15 protein-coding genes are annotated in these 14,660 nt (G+C 48.6%); 9 read left to right on the top strand and 6 right to left on the bottom strand.

The features are described from left to right. Nucleotides 1–89 precede the first annotated feature (89 nt). From OOF89_RS23325 to OOF89_RS23315, 3 genes are all read right to left on the bottom strand, one after another. The gene (locus OOF89_RS23325) at nt 90–491 is read right to left on the bottom strand and encodes a hypothetical protein (RefSeq protein WP_266083347.1); all 402 of its coding nucleotides are present in this window, start codon (nt 489–491) and stop codon (nt 90–92) included. 375 nt (nt 492–866) lie between these two features. Then, nucleotides 867–1,349, bottom strand: coding sequence for an Lrp/AsnC family transcriptional regulator (locus tag OOF89_RS23320; RefSeq protein WP_266083346.1), 483 nt, complete (start codon nt 1,347–1,349; stop codon nt 867–869). Between the two features lie 67 nt (nt 1,350–1,416). After that, nucleotides 1,417–2,682, bottom strand: a complete 1,266-nt coding sequence (locus OOF89_RS23315) for a Zn-dependent hydrolase (RefSeq protein WP_266083345.1) — start codon at nt 2,680–2,682, stop codon at nt 1,417–1,419. Between the two features lie 125 nt (nt 2,683–2,807). Here OOF89_RS23315 and OOF89_RS23310 point away from each other — a divergent pair, with 125 nt between their 5' ends. The 9 genes from OOF89_RS23310 (at nt 2,808) to OOF89_RS23270 (ending at nt 12,842) form a co-directional block, all read left to right on the top strand. Next, on the top strand, nt 2,808–4,094 hold the full coding sequence (locus tag OOF89_RS23310; RefSeq protein WP_266083344.1) for an ABC transporter substrate-binding protein: 1,287 nt from the start codon (nt 2,808–2,810) through the stop codon (nt 4,092–4,094). Between the two features lie 56 nt (nt 4,095–4,150). Continuing rightward, the gene (locus tag OOF89_RS23305) at nt 4,151–4,573 is read left to right on the top strand and encodes a GNAT family N-acetyltransferase (protein WP_328517217.1); all 423 of its coding nucleotides are present in this window, start codon (nt 4,151–4,153) and stop codon (nt 4,571–4,573) included. 134 nt (nt 4,574–4,707) lie between these two features. Next, nucleotides 4,708–6,177 (top strand): amidase, encoded by a 1,470-nt coding sequence (locus OOF89_RS23300; protein ID WP_266083343.1) that lies wholly within the window; start codon nt 4,708–4,710, stop codon nt 6,175–6,177. Next, entirely contained in the window at nt 6,177–6,914 is a 738-nt protein-coding gene (locus OOF89_RS23295; protein WP_266083342.1) for an ABC transporter ATP-binding protein, read from the top strand. Before OOF89_RS23300 ends, OOF89_RS23295 begins: the two co-directional genes overlap by 1 nt. A gap of 2 nt (nt 6,915–6,916) precedes the next feature. Further along, nucleotides 6,917–7,636, top strand: coding sequence for an ABC transporter ATP-binding protein (locus tag OOF89_RS23290; RefSeq protein ID WP_266083341.1), 720 nt, complete (start codon nt 6,917–6,919; stop codon nt 7,634–7,636). Between the two features lie 81 nt (nt 7,637–7,717). Next, entirely contained in the window at nt 7,718–8,593 is an 876-nt protein-coding gene (locus OOF89_RS23285) for a branched-chain amino acid ABC transporter permease (protein ID WP_266083340.1), read from the top strand. Between the two features lie 149 nt (nt 8,594–8,742). Beyond that, entirely contained in the window at nt 8,743–9,582 is an 840-nt protein-coding gene (locus OOF89_RS23280; protein ID WP_266083339.1) for a branched-chain amino acid ABC transporter permease, read from the top strand. A 147-nt stretch (nt 9,583–9,729) separates the two neighbouring features. Continuing rightward, on the top strand, nt 9,730–11,019 hold the full coding sequence (locus OOF89_RS23275; protein WP_266083338.1) for an ArgE/DapE family deacylase: 1,290 nt from the start codon (nt 9,730–9,732) through the stop codon (nt 11,017–11,019). 1,199 nt (nt 11,020–12,218) lie between these two features. Further along, on the top strand, nt 12,219–12,842 hold the full coding sequence (locus tag OOF89_RS23270) for a thermonuclease family protein (protein ID WP_266083337.1): 624 nt from the start codon (nt 12,219–12,221) through the stop codon (nt 12,840–12,842). A 2-nt stretch (nt 12,843–12,844) separates the two neighbouring features. On the opposite strand, the gene OOF89_RS23265 is transcribed toward OOF89_RS23270, so the two are convergent. The 3 genes from OOF89_RS23265 to OOF89_RS23255 form a co-directional block, all read right to left on the bottom strand. Continuing rightward, entirely contained in the window at nt 12,845–13,039 is a 195-nt protein-coding gene (locus OOF89_RS23265; protein WP_266083336.1) for an SWIM zinc finger family protein, read from the bottom strand. An 862-nt stretch (nt 13,040–13,901) separates the two neighbouring features. After that, nucleotides 13,902–14,339, bottom strand: a complete 438-nt coding sequence (locus tag OOF89_RS23260) for an ester cyclase (RefSeq protein WP_266083335.1) — start codon at nt 14,337–14,339, stop codon at nt 13,902–13,904. Nucleotides 14,340–14,433: 94 nt separating this feature from the next. Next, a complete protein-coding gene (locus OOF89_RS23255; protein ID WP_266083334.1) occupies nt 14,434–14,583 on the bottom strand; it encodes a hypothetical protein in 150 nt (49 codons plus the stop codon). Nucleotides 14,584–14,660 lie beyond the last annotated feature (77 nt).

Genomic DNA, 14,660 nt, shown 5'->3' with positions numbered 1-14,660 from the left:
ACGGCTTCAAGATCAGTACTACGACGAGCGATTCTCACGCTGAATTCCTTCTAATCGCAGTAGTGCTCGCCGTTGTAGGGCAGTAGATCTCAGAAAAACTGTTGGAGAACCTGCTCGAGTGCTGTATCGACTTCCGGAGCCTGTAAAATCTTGATTTTATTTTCTTGCTCTTCGAGCGACGCGGTCTCTTCGACGGCGTCCTGGATGACCATGATCCCATTCCACCCGTTGCCAAAGTACCCCTCAGAGACTTCACTACCATACACGAATTCGTCGTCCTGCTGGAGGAATGCGAGGTATTCGAGTGTCTCTTTGATTCCTTGCCGAATTGTCTTCGTATTCGTGCTGTTTTTGACTTCGGTGATGAGGTAGTCTTGCTCACCGTCTGGGTGTGCGATTTCGAGGACGATAATATCGGGGCGTCTAGTGTGTGTCTGGAACGATCGGTCCTGGAAGTAGTCATTGGCGATGTCGAAGCTAGTCGTGTGCACTTTCTCCGTTCGAGAGAGGTCATCTTGATCATCTGGAAATGCTCGGAAGGAGAGACCGCACTTGGAAGCAGAGTTGTCGTGATAGACTGCAACTCAGTTCCATTATTCTTCCTGAGATGAGCGACTTCTTGACAACCGGTTTTGATCGTCTCCAATTGGGTACTCGTCTCGTGGAGTTCTTCAAGTGTCGCGATGAATCGAAAGAGGACGAAAAGTTCGAGCAGGGTTTCGTCATCGTCGGGTGTGATTGCCGTCTCGGTGAGTAGTGTTTCAAGTTGCTCGCGGTCACCTCAAACAACCGGTGACTGGAAGACCCAATAAGGCAAGAAGAAATATAGAGAAAAACCACACTTACTCGAATTAACCCCACATCTGCTACCCCAAGATCTCAGTGAGCGTATCCAGATTATAGTTCCGCATTACGTTTGGTTCGTCCTTAATTGTCGAAATTACGAATTTTGAGCTAGTTCTCTCAACCCCATCAATTATTTCGTATTCGTTAATTAAACGCTGAATATGATCACTGTTTGGAAGATGTGCAATAACGATAAAATCAGTGTCACCCATCATGAAATGGACTTCAGAGACACCCCCGATCTCAGAAAGCTCTTCTCCAACATGTTGTTGGTATTCTGGCTCATACTCTGCAAGAACTTCTGTGATCACGGTGATGCTAAATCCGGCAACTTTCGAATCGAATTCATAGAGATCGTTTCGAAGGACACCTCGTTCTTGGAGCTTGGATAGTCGATAATGAACAGTTGATTTTGGAATCTCTAGTTTCTCTCCGATTCGTCGTGGACTTGGATCACCAAGCTCGAATACGGTCTTGAGTATTTCAATATCACGAGAATCCATCGTCATCGCCTCTCGGACTTACTTTCCGTCGATATCGCGGTTGTGTATAAAAGAGCATGAATTGTGTTCATTGTGACGTCTCCATTGAATCAGCCAATTGCAAGACGGTATTAGCAAACACCTCGGCCCCAGCGACGGCATCTTCCCATTTAGTGAACTCCTGTTCGTTGTGCGTTTTGCCATCGGCACTAGGAACAAAGACAAGCCCTGTTTGGGTCAAATCTGCTAAATAGGAAGCATCATGACCGGCACCGCCAATCATGCATTCGTGAGACCGTCCGAGTTCGTTGGCAATGGTCTCAAGATTAGTGCAAATCTGCTGCGAGAATTCGGTATGTGGGATCCTCCATAGCTCCTCGAGATCATACTCGGTTCCCTCCCGAGAACAGGCAGATGATAGTTCGGCTTCGATCTGGTCGATACCACGAGTAATTATATCATTATCGTACGATCGCAGATCAATAGTAAAACTGGCTTTGGATGGAATTACATTCACCGAGTTGGGTTCAATGGTCATTTCCCCAACGGTCGTTACCACATCATCTCCAAGATGAGTACTTAGCCGTCGAACCCCCGTAATTACGTCTGCTGCGGCAACCATTGAATCCGATCGAGTATGCATCGGTGAGGGGCCTGCATGATCAGCTTCGCCATAGATCGTTGCTTCGAGCCATGCCATACCAAGAATCCCTTCAACAATTCCGATTTCCCGTTCATATTCTTCGAGCACGGGTCCTTGCTCTATGTGAAGTTCTAAGTATGCATGTGGTATCTGATTTGGTTCACACGGGGTCTCTCCATTATAACCGATTTGATCGAGTGCGTCCTCAACTGAGGTACCCTGCTCATCTGTGGTTGAGAGAATTTCATCGACATCATGAATTCCAACCCATGCCCCACTACCCATCAATGCTGGTTTAAAACGTGACCCCTCTTCATTCGTCCAATTGACGATTTCAATAGGCCGTTGTGTCTCTATGTCCAAATCCTCGAAGACTCGAATTGTTTCCAGTGCTGTGAGAACACCGAGCTGTCCATCGTATCGGCCGCCGCTTGGTTGTGAATCTAAATGTGACCCGATAAGAATTGGGTTGGTTGATTGATCGGTACCTGATCGACGTCCGAAAATATTTCCAACTTCATCAATCCGGACTGATAATCCAAGTGCCTCTAAATCCGATATGAATTCATCTCTGATTTCACCATCGGTTGCTGAAAGAGCTAATCGGTTAAGACCACCTTTGGCGGTCCCACCAACTTCTGAATACCGTTCGAACGTTTCGTGAAACCGTTCCGAATTGATCTCCAGCATATGTGTGCCAATCTCACCCATAGTATTTACATCTTATCTAGATTCAATTCGGATTCTCGGACGAAGTCTCGTTTCTAGAAGGCAAAATGGGACAGATAACCATGTTGGCCAATAGTTTTTTATACTTTGTCTCTGAGTTGAGTAACATGGGTATTAACAACGTGTCCCACGCCACCACACGACGCGGGCTTCTCCGTGCCAGCGGAGTAGGAGCCATTGGAGCGTTAGCCGGATGTCTCAAAGGGTTTGGAGGAGGTGAAGGAGGAGGTGGCCTCAAAATCGGGTTTTACGGACCGTTTTCGGGACCAGCTTCAAATATTGGACAACAAAAAAAGATGGCAGCGAACCTTTCTCGCGAAATGATAAACGAAGAGAATGGTGTACATGGTGAGGACATCACATTAGTATTTGGCGATTCGGAATCTGAGCCTTCAGCTGGTCGAAACGAGGTCAATCGACTAATTCAAGAAGAGAATGTAGATGCAGTAGGAGGAGGATTTCATAGTGACGTTGCGTTGACAACAATCGATGTAACTAACCAACACGATGTGCCACAGATCATCGACGAAGCGGTATCAAGTGAGATTGTCAAAAAGATTAACAGCAACAACTTAACAAACGTCTTTAAAACGACACCACCTTCGCAAGCTTACGCGGTGGGTTGGCGGCAGCTTATTTCACAGTTTCAAAAGCAGAAGATCGGCTACTTCCCATATCAGAAAAAGAGAATAGCGTTGATCGGAGAAGATACCTCATATGGACTCTCTATTATGGATTTAATGAAAGGGGAAATGAACAAAATCGGGTGGAATGTTATCTCGGAGGACGAAGTTGGATTAGACGAAACCGATTTCACTTCCCTTCTCGCACGAATCCAGCAGAGTAATCCTGATATCGTTTGGGGTGTTCAAACATCCTCATCCGGTGCTGGTAACCTTGCAAAGCAATTTGCTGGAGCTGGCTTTGAAAATACACATTTCTTCCACAACTATGGCCTCACAATCGAACAAGCTCGGCAAACAGCAGGTAACGCTGCAAATGGTGCGATTACGCTGTTGAATGCGGGTCGCGTAGACAAATTGCTCAAACAACAAGGAGCGCTCCAAGCATGGAATAAGAAATACGATGCCGAGATGACTGGGAGTGCGGCACTTTCATATCAAAATATCAAATTGATTGCAGAGTATGCTCGTTCGTTCGATGACTTAGAGGCGTTCAGATCGGCGAGTAACGATCAATGGGCTAAAAAAGTCCTCAATCACGATCCAGTCAAGGGCGGAAGTGGATACATCAAATTCCAGCAAAACCATCAAGCAGCATGGGGAGATCCACAAACACAGTCGGCACTCGGATATCAGATAATTGATGGTAATTTGAACTTTGTCTGGCCTCCCAAGCTAGCAGCCAAACAAATAGACGAGGGTGTCTATTAACTCAATGAGAGACTTGAGCAAGGTAGCTGCCTTTTTCCCGACAGGTGGTGATCAAAGTGGAAATTGAGCAGGCTACAACACTGGAAGAACGTCGAAAAGCTTTCCCAATCCTTCAGGAGCTTCGGTCCCACCTCACTGCAGATTCATTTGACGATTTGTATGCCGAGATGGCCGAAGAAGGATATCACCTCTTCGTGGGCTTTGAAGAAAACGAACCAGTGGCAGTGGCTGGCGTCACAATTTCGACGAACTTCTATTTGGGACGGCATGCATATGTCTACGACCTCGTGACCACGGAAACACGTCGTTCCGAAGGGTATGGTAAAGGGATTCTGTTGTTCGTGCACGAATGGGCTGAACAACAGGGTTGCGATGCTGTTGAGCTTGAATCAGGATTGTGGCGTGACGACGCTCATCGTTTTTATGAACAATTAGGATACGAAAAGTACTGTTACTCATTCAAATATGATCTTGACTAATTCACCACCTCGAGGGACCCAGTTGGAACGAGGAGTGTCACGTGGTCAGTTCTACGACTTGTACCACGGGCCCATCGGTAGCCAAAGAGAACCGAAGTTAAGAGATCAATCACTGCTGCAGGGGGTTGGTCTGTATGAGTGAGGAACTATGCTTTACTCCTGCTACCGACCTTGCGGACCGTATTAAAGACGGTGATCTCTCACCCGTTACAGTCATTGATGCATTCCTCGATCGGATCGACCGGATCAACGACCAGCTCACAGCCTATGTTACGGTATGTGATGAGCGTGCACGTTCGGAAGCATTGGAAGCCGAGCAAGCAATCCAGCGAGGTGAGAAATTGGGTCCGCTCCATGGAATTCCAATAGCCATCAAGGATCTTACACGAGTCAACGGTGTACGTACCACGTTTGGTTCGCCCTCGTTTGCTGATTACGTCCCTACCGCTGATGATACAGTTGTCAAACGGCTTCGAGACGCAGGAGCAATTATTCTTGGAAAAACAAATACGCCCGAATTCGGCCGAAAAACCGTAACTGAAAATTCGGTCTTTGGAGCATCAACCAACCCATGGGATCTCATTCGGATAACTGGCGGCTCATCTGGCGGCAGCGCCGCTGCAGTTGCTGCAGGTCTTGCACCGCTTGCACTCGGATCTGATGCGGCAGGTTCCATACGAATCCCATCCAGTGCCTGTGGAGTGTATGGACTAATGCCTGATTTTGGACGTGTACCACATGGTGCGTCCAATGTAGACGCATACGAGAACAGCTTACCATACACATACCTGGGACCGATTGCCCGGACGGTCGAAGATGCAGCACTAATGCTGGATGTAATCGCCGGTCCTGATCTAAATGATCCGTTTAGTCTCCCACAGGCTCCAGGTTCGTATCGAGATGTTGTTGATGAAACGATATCGGAGCTATCGATTGGTTATTCGATCGATTTCGGTGAGTCCGTAATCAGCACAGAAGTACAGAGTTCAATTGAAAGCACGCTACAGAATCTCTCAAAGGCTGGTGCAACCGTTGAGCCGGTGAACATCACGTTCGAAGAAACGTGGGAAGAACGACACGAAGCACTAGAACGGATCCTTCAAGCTCGCTATGTTGGGCTCTACGAGAATCTAAAACGAGATTCAAACGTCGACCTATTAGCAGATGATACCGAGGTTACTCCAGAAGTCAAATCTCGCATTGAGAAGGGACTACAGATCGGTACTCGAGAACTTGCCGAAGCTCGACGAATTAGAACATCAGTCTATCGAGAGATTCAATCAACTGTTGCACAGTTCGATATCCTAGCTACACCAACGCTTGGTCGAACCGCATTTGAGCTAGATACAAATCACCCCACTGTCGACGGCGTCTCGGTGCATCCAATGCATGGATGGACTCTCACATGGTTGCTTAACTTGAGCGGCAATCCAGCAGGATCTATCCCAATCGGATTCTCTGATGACGGCCTTCCCATTGGAATGCAATTGATTGGACCTCGATTCGGTGATCGGGACGTACTCAAAGCGAGTGCATTTGTCGAACAAACAATGCCATGGGTTGGGTCCTATCCACCAACAGGAATCGTGGAGGGAGACGGATAATGGCCGGACACACCTCACCGACGAGTAAAAATCAAATCCTCTCTACGGACGGCCTCAAGAAGTCATTTGGGGGTGTGCTGGCAGTCGATGGCCTCGATATCTCGATCGACCACGGAGAATTGGTTGGATTGATCGGTCCTAACGGATCTGGAAAGACGACAACACTGAATCTCATCACCGGGTTTCTATCACCAAGTGATGGTGAGATCATATTCGATGGTGAGGACATCACGAACAAGAAACCGTACGAAGTGTCGACACGTGGCGTTGGTCGCACGTTCCAGATCTCGAAGCCATTTGGTCGGCTAACTGTCGTAGAGAACATGATGGTCCCAAACGTCTCGGTTGGGCCAGAAGAGCGGGATGAGCGAATTTGGGAACTACTGGAAGAGCTACATTTGGATCATGTCGCTGAAAACCGTGCTGATGAACTCAGTGGCGGACAGAAAAAACTCCTCGAACTGGCTCGTGTACTAATGCTTGATCCCGGGCTGATTCTACTCGATGAACCAGCTGCAGGTGTGAATCCCGCACTCATGGATGAGATTATCGATGATATCAAACGAATCAACAATCGAGGAACTGCCATTCTCGTGATCGAGCACGATATGTCCGTCATCAGTGCACTTTGTGAACGAGTTATTGTGATGAACGCCGGACGACAAGTAATGACTGGCACTTTTGAAGAGGTCCAGGCTGATGAGCAAGTTCGTGAAGCCTATCTCGGAGGGACGTGAAAATGTCACTAGTAAATTTAGAGTCGGTCGACGCCGGATATGGTGAAAATCAGGTTCTACACGATATCAGTCTCGATATCGAACCCGATCGTGTTAACTGTATCATCGGACCAAACGGATCCGGAAAATCGACACTTCTCAAATCTATTTGCGGACTCGTCGAGGTATGGGATGGGTCGATCCGAATTCAGGATCACGATGTGACAAACGCCCATCCACGAGACATTATCGAACAAGGTGCAGTCATGCTACCCCAAGGTGGGAACGTCTTTCCGGAAATGTCTGTCCAAGAGAATCTCCGAATTGGAGCATTCTTAATCGATGATACGGCATTTTTGGAAAATCAGTATGAGACAGTGTTTGAGATGTTTCCAATTCTCGAGGAGAAACGAAATCAACGAGCTGGAGAACTTAGCGGAGGCCAGCAAATGATGGTTGCATTTGGCCGTGCACTGATGGCCGATCCGAAAATTTTGCTCCTCGATGAACCAAGTGCAGGACTTGCCCCAGATCTCGTTGATCTCGTCTTTGAACAAGTGGCTAGACTCAAAGACGAGGGTCGGGACATGATCATTATCGAGCAGAACATCCGAAAGGTCCTCGATATCGCCGAGTACGTTTACGTCCTCGACCAAGGGCGCGTCGTATTCGAAGGATGGACAGACGAACTACGGAATGAGGACGATATCATGAAAATGTACATTGGAGAACGGCACGAATGAATTGGGAAATAAACACTCGGATCATTCCCCACAACCGAAAGAAGACTGATCGTACGGCGATCACGAGGGGGGAGCAGTAGTATGGTTAGTCTCGAACTCATTATTCAACAAATTGTCAATGGTGTGTTTTTCGGGGGACAGCTTGCATTGATTGCAGTTGGACTGACCCTGATTTGGGGTGTCGCTCGTGTTCTCAACTTTTCCCATGGGGCGTTGTTTATGATCGGCGGATTCGTCGGATTTTTCGCGTTGAAGATCTCTGGTAGTATTTTGGTCGCGATTCTCAGTTCAATTGTGGTCGTGTTTGTGGTCGGATGGATTATCGAATATGCACTGATCGAGCCGCTACGAGACCGAGAAGAATTTGATATCTCGTCAATGGTAATCACGCTCGGGTTTGCAATTTTCATCGAAAACACGATCCTCGTCGAGATCGGCTCGAGTCGACGTGCATTCCCCCAAATAACGAATGCAGCATGGGAGGTAGCAGGCATCAGCGTGAATGCACAACGGCTGTTGATCTTTTTGATCTCGGTCGTAGCGCTAAGCCTGCTGTTTCTAGTTATCACTCGAACGAAGCTAGGACTCGCTATTCGAGCGGTCTCACAGGATAGTGAAACAGCACTTCTCATGGGTGTCCGTCCGAAGCGAATTTATGCAATTACCTTTGGGGTGAGTGCTGCCCTTGCGGGGTTAGCCGGTGTACTTCTTGCGCCACTCTTTGCGATCTATCCATCAGTCGGGTGGTATCCATTTCTACTAGCATTTATTGTCGTGATGGTCGGTGGTCTTGGAAGTGTCCGGGGAACGCTAATCGCGGCGATAGGGCTTGCCGTGATTCGGAGCATCAGCATGATCTGGGTTGCGAGCGAAACGGCAATGATCATCCTGTTTGTGATCATGATCGTCATTTTGGTTGCTACACCGGACGGTATCGGAGGGTGGATTAGCGGATGATTGGTCAGACTCTCCGTGCTGCATTCGGACGAACCACTACTCGGCTCAGAGAAGACGCTGGAACCCGGAATGGGATTCTTTTCCTTCTCGGTGGACTCATCGCCGCGATTGCTCCACTGATTTTCACGTCCTATGGGATTGAGATCCTTATGCAGTTGTTCATCATCGTGCTCTTAGTCGGGAGTTGGATCTTCATTGCAGGATACTTCGGGATTTTTACATTTGCCCATGTCGCCTTGTATGGCGTCGGGGCCTATGCGGCTGTACTATTTGTGGGAGAATTCGGTGTGCCACCACTCCTGTCCATTCTCATAGCCGGGGTTGCCGCCATGCTGTTCTGCCTTCCGATCGCATATCCCGTACTGCGCCTCAAAGGAGCTTATGTCGGTATGGTGACATTGGCTTACGCCGAAATCATCTACCGGGGGACGATCATTCTCCGGGACGTGACCGGTGGTCCAACTGGGTACACGAATTTTTCACCTCTCTTTGGTGGTGACCAACTGCTCATGTACTACTTCGTCGTGAGTGTTGTCGTGTTACTCATGATTGTTCAGTATGGGTTTCTCGTCAATCGATTTGGCTTGGTAGCTCGTGCGATTCGTGAATCAGAAGAAGCTGCAGAAATGCTCGGAAATAACGTCCCTCGCTACAAGCTCTCTGGATTCGTTATTGGCTCGGCCATCGCTGGTGTTGCTGGCGCACTGCAAGCATACACTCTCCTCATCATTTCGCCTCCGATGCTTCAGTTGTCTCAAATGATCGAGATAATGGCGATGGGTATCATTGGCGGCCCACGGATGATCGGTGGTGCCGTCTTCGGTGGGGTTGCTGTCTTCGGCCTTTCAGAGATGCTCCGTGATGTCGGTGAGGTTCGTTTGATCATTTGGGGTGCCTTGTTAGTCATCGTGACGTTGTTCTTCCCGAATGGGCTTGCTGGGAGTGATTTCGGCATTCGATCTCGAGTCCAGGAGCTATTCGACCGATGAGAGTGGTACTTCAATTCGGAGGCTACTCTCAGATCCGAGGGGAGAGCTGGCCACCACCAATTGGCTTCGTAATTGGGTATGATAGGCACCGAATTGCGTAGCTTAACTAGCAGTCGAGAACAACCATAGACACTCACAATACATACAATGTCCACTAAAGCAACACTCGAAGAAGCGATAGACGCGAAAGAGACAAATCTCATAGAATTGGTAACCGACCTCGTCGAAGCCCAGACGGTAACTGGCGACGAAAAGCCCGGACAAGCGGTCGTTATTGACCACCTTGAGTCACTTGGGTATGAACCAGATGTCTGGGAACCATCTGCAGACGAACTTACAGATCACGAGGGGTATTTTCAAACCTCTTCATACGATGCTGTTGGGTACGAAGGTCGACCGAACGTTGCAGTACGGATCGAAGGGGGAGATGGCCCAACACTTACTCTCGGTGGTCATATCGATGTCGTCGATGTGACTAAGAGCGAGTGGGAACGGGAACCGTGGACGGTGACCCAGGAAGGAGACAACATCTATGGGCGTGGTGTGGCCGATATGAAGGGTGGGTTAGGAGCAATATTACTTGTGCTCGAAGCAATTGAAGAGACAGGGGTTGAGCTCGGTGGAGACCTCATCTTCCAAAGTGTTGTTGAGGAAGAGGATGGCGGTATCGGCGGTGCCTTATCTACCCTTGAACGGGGCTATGTTCCTGATGCAGCTGTAATCGCTGAGCCGTTCGATATTCCAAATATTGGTATTGCAAGTGCGGGAGTCATGTATTTCCGAGTAGAGGTGCCTGGAAAAAGTGTTCATGCTGCCTGGGGCCACGAAGGAGTCAATGCCATTGGAAATGCAACGAAGATCTACCAAGCGATTGAAGAGCTCGATCAACGACGAAAAGCCGAAATTGACTACGAACCTGCCTATCGAAGTGATCCAGACCTCGAAGGGAACGTGACGAATATCAATATCGGGATGATCGAAGCCGGTGATTGGCCTTCGACACTCCCTAGTAAGGCGACTCTGCAAGGCCGTGTCGGATGGCCACCTGGTGAAAGTCGAGAAGAGGTTCGAGAGCAGATCGAGAGTACGATCCGAGAGGCAGCAAATGATGACCCTTGGCTCAAGGACCACCAACCATCGGTTGAATGGTTTGGGTGGCAGGCAGTTCCACATGAGATCAGTCCCGAGGCAGAGATTGCACAAATATCAAAGCAAAATGCTGAGCGAGTTACGGGAGAATCTGGGTCATTTGTAGGTGGCAATGCCGCACTCGATGAGCGGTTTTACGCACTCTACTACGATACTGATGCAGTTTCAGTCGGTCCGGAAGGCTGGAATCTTCACGGTGCTGATGAACACACCACGGTCCCTGCATTACTCGAGACAGCGAAAACGATCGCTGGGATTGCTGTTGACTACTGTGGTGTCGATGAGTAAGAACATCCCATACTAGCTCCGCAGTGGTTTAGCAGAAAATCTCTCTTACGTCAATTATTCTATGGATAGGAAAGTCCACTTTCTGTCCAAGATTTATTTTCAGAATATTTCTATCACTAATTTGTAATCGACCACCTTCTCCGGACTTTCATCAAAAGTAATCAAATATGAGTGAATAGTAGATGACGACTCCTGTTTACCTTACTCTAACTGACTGGACTTGGAATGGTCACAGTGGGTTAGAATGCGCCGAATTAAAACTTCTCATATAGTAGGATCGTTTATCGTTACTATCTTTTTATATGAAAATTTGAAAATGATGGGTTGGATGACTCATAGAATAGATATAGATTTATCTCTCTAGAGTTAGTATAGTCTCTGTGAACAATTCGAAAGTGCTCATTTCTGTAGCACTTGCGCTAATGCTCGTTATCGCAGGATGCAGTGCTAATACTGAATCAAAGACGACGACAACAACGACCTCATCTTCGGAAGAAATAGCTAACTCGAAATCATCAGAAACAACAGAGACACCCTCCATCGGGAAGGTTACGGTTATCAACAAGAAAGATTCCGATGGCGATGGACGTTATACAGCATTTGATCTACAAATCCAATCAAACACCACTCTCGAGGGTGCTGATACCGGTGACCACGGTGAGCCATACTACGTTGTTCAGATCAGCGGTGAGGAAGTACTCCAGACTGACGATGTCAAACGGGGTCCATCGACAACGACAGTAATTCCGCTAAATTCGACTGTACTGGGGTCGTTTAAATCAGGCAAACTCAACGTATCTGTAACGCTCACTGACCGCGATACGCTCTTTGACGACAAAATACAGACTTGGTCTGTATCAGTTCCATATGAAGCGCCAAAGATTACTACGCAAGCATCGACGACCCAAACACCTACAAGTACTACACGGGCAACGGCATCAGTGACAACGACTCAAACGACCACTACTACAGTCCAAACTACGGCGACTCAGTCAGCGACCACAGTACAGGCTACAACAGAACAGCCGACCACAATTGCAACCACAACACCATCCACAACGAGAAAGACAACGAACATCCCAACAATAACCACTCAGACACTAACGCCAATCCCTACGCCGACGACTCAAGCAGCACGTGGGCCAGGGAGCGGAACAGAATGGACAGTCACTGTCACCCGAGTCATCGATGGGGACACGATGGAAGTCGAGTTCCCGAACGGTGAAACCGACACACTCCGCCTTTTAGGAGTTGATACACCAGAAACGACGTTAAGTCGAGTCAATCCCGATGAGTTTGAGGGGATCCCAGATTCGACGGCTGGACGCGACCATCTCTACGAATGGGGCGAACAGGCAAGTCGGTTTGCGACTGACGAATTGGACGGGAAGACAATCCGGATAGAGACCGATCCGGAAGCCGACCGACGAGGGAGCTATGGAAGACTCTTGGTCTATATCTATGTTGACGGTGAGAACTTCAACCAGCGACTACTGACCGACGGCTATGCTCGGCTGTACGACAGTTCATTCTCGAAACAGAGCAAGTTCGCGACAGTTGAAGCAAACGCCCAGCAGAATGATGTTGGGCTGTGGGACTTCGAAGAACCAAGCCCGGTACCGACGACAACACCTGAAAAAACGGAGGAATCGTCTGGTGGAGGCGACGAAGTCGATATCCCACCACTCCCATCAGATGGCGATTACGATTGCAGTCACTTCGACACGCACGAACAAGCCCAGGCCGTGCTCGACCAGGATCCGAGTGACCCACATCGGCTCGATGCCGATAATGACGGCATCGCATGTGAGTCACTCGAATAGCTTCACGGGTAGGTTCCCTCTTCGGTTGCGGTTTCGACGGCGGCCATGTGTTTGCAGTAGGCGTTCCGGTGGACGTGGTGCGGACAGGTGCAGGCCATCAGTTCGTGAGTCACGTTGTCGATGGACACGGTGTATTGGTGCTCTTCCGGGTTCTCGTGGCTCTCGTTGATCACTTCGACGAGTCTGGAGGCACCCACGTCGAAGGAGAATTGTTCGGCCTGTGCGCGTTTCTGTGCCGTCTTGACAGTGTCACGGTCTGAGGCGAGTTTGCGCTCCTTGCTTTTTTGAGTGTAAAGAGGGAGATTGGTGCCGGATAATGGCTTACCCAGTGCGATGAGTCATCGACCAATCAGAGCATCCCAAATTACACTCAGAAGTGTCTCCTTATCGGATTATACGAAGCCATTTCATCGTAGTTGTAGAGAATTATCTCATTCCCATCTGAACAAATATTAGATAGGATGGAAAAGATACAAACGATCTAAACGATGGCTCTCTTCAGGATTCTACAAAAATTCGCTATAGAGCCAATGAGAGGTCCGATTTGTATGAGTTAGGATCGCACCGTTTATCCCACTTGATCAAACCTTCGAAAATAACAGTTCAGTTGAAAATCGAAACAGTCGACGGAAGTTATCAAGAGTGGTGGTCACCCTCAATGTGCAATGGGACGAATACAACGGCTGGGTTGCTTATTGGTGGGCGCGGTGCTCCTCACATCCGTAGCGATGGGTGCCACAGCCTCCGGGGGCGATCCAGCAACTAACGTGAATGATCACGCGGGAAGGGAGCACCAGGTTCAAATTAGTGATGGAACGGTTCAGATCCAAGACACACACCTGTCGGGGCCGGGGTTTCCGACCACTTCGATTGACCATCGAGCGTTTACAATCGATTCGTCGACAATCCACATCGACGGAGTAACGCTCACCATCGACGGCCACACGCAAACAGTTGGCCAAACATCCATTAGGATGGATAATGTTGGTATCGTTCTTGACGATGTGTCGACAAGCTCGTCATAATGATATGAAAGATTAGTTTTTTAATTACCATCCCTCAATTTTCAGTTACGATTCCCAGTTGGCGCATCAGACTGATATTGTCCGCATAGAGATAGAGGTCAACGATTCTTCCGTTTTCAATACGAAAGACACCAGCATTCTCTAGGGTAATCTCGTTGCCCGTCGGTTCGACTCCCATTATTTCTCCCTTGTGCGTCCCGGTCAAAGTATGCCGATATACAACGGTATTCCCTTCAGCAATGCATCCATCTTCCGTGACAGTGAGGTCGGGAAATGCAGCGAAAAAGTCTGCATTCCCTGCTTTAAACTCCTCACGGCTTTGGAATGATTCCCCATTCCCAGTTGCATACTCCGAGTAGTCCTCAACCAAGAATTCGTCAGCGGCCTCAATGTTTTTCTCGTTGAAAACTTCCTCCATGAGGCTACGTACAATCTCTTTGTTTTCTGCTTCCATCTGATCCTGCTCGTTCATTGTTTTTGCCCGAGGAGGGGTACGTTATCGCTATAGATAAGATGATTCTCGCCTGTATAGGAATCTCTACTAGATAAAAGGGCTGAAGCAGTGGTTAGTTCGGCAGTTCCTTGCGACCGGTTCGGACGCATTCCCAGCACGGGAAGTTATCAAGACCGTCACAGCCACAGTTCTCGGGCGTTTTGTCGTCTGTTTTCTGTGCCGTGTCGTCAGCTTCAAGTTCACTAGACGTTTTCGTTGACATGGTCTTCTAGCCGTGGTATTTGGAAGACCGGTGCCGGGTGCTACAACACCCGGCGCGTTTCTACACACGCCCGAGGG

This window comes from Haladaptatus caseinilyticus (genome assembly GCF_026248685.1).
Classification (GTDB): domain Archaea; phylum Halobacteriota; class Halobacteria; order Halobacteriales; family Haladaptataceae; genus Haladaptatus; species Haladaptatus caseinilyticus.
The sequence above is the reverse complement of the archived record's forward strand: the minus strand, read 5'-3'. Positions and strand labels throughout refer to the sequence as shown.

Bases quoted from the DNA above. Each gene is read 5' to 3' on its own strand.
- OOF89_RS23320 (WP_266083346.1), bottom strand. From the start codon at position 1,349: ATGGATTCTCGTGATATTGAAATACTCAAGACCGTATTCGAGCTTGGT.
- OOF89_RS23315 (WP_266083345.1), bottom strand. From the start codon at position 2,682: ATGGGTGAGATTGGCACACATATGCTGGAGATCAATTCGGAACGGTTT.
- OOF89_RS23310 (WP_266083344.1), top strand. From the start codon at position 2,808: ATGGGTATTAACAACGTGTCCCACGCCACCACACGACGCGGGCTTCTC.
- OOF89_RS23300 (WP_266083343.1), top strand. From the start codon at position 4,708: ATGAGTGAGGAACTATGCTTTACTCCTGCTACCGACCTTGCGGACCGT.
- OOF89_RS23295 (WP_266083342.1), top strand. From the start codon at position 6,177: ATGGCCGGACACACCTCACCGACGAGTAAAAATCAAATCCTCTCTACG.
- OOF89_RS23290 (WP_266083341.1), top strand. From the start codon at position 6,917: ATGTCACTAGTAAATTTAGAGTCGGTCGACGCCGGATATGGTGAAAAT.
- OOF89_RS23285 (WP_266083340.1), top strand. From the start codon at position 7,718: ATGGTTAGTCTCGAACTCATTATTCAACAAATTGTCAATGGTGTGTTT.
- OOF89_RS23280 (WP_266083339.1), top strand. From the start codon at position 8,743: ATGCAGTTGTTCATCATCGTGCTCTTAGTCGGGAGTTGGATCTTCATT.
- OOF89_RS23275 (WP_266083338.1), top strand. From the start codon at position 9,730: ATGTCCACTAAAGCAACACTCGAAGAAGCGATAGACGCGAAAGAGACA.
- OOF89_RS23270 (WP_266083337.1), top strand. From the start codon at position 12,219: ATGGAAGTCGAGTTCCCGAACGGTGAAACCGACACACTCCGCCTTTTA.
- OOF89_RS23260 (WP_266083335.1), bottom strand. From the start codon at position 14,339: ATGAACGAGCAGGATCAGATGGAAGCAGAAAACAAAGAGATTGTACGT.
- OOF89_RS23255 (WP_266083334.1), bottom strand. From the start codon at position 14,583: ATGTCAACGAAAACGTCTAGTGAACTTGAAGCTGACGACACGGCACAG.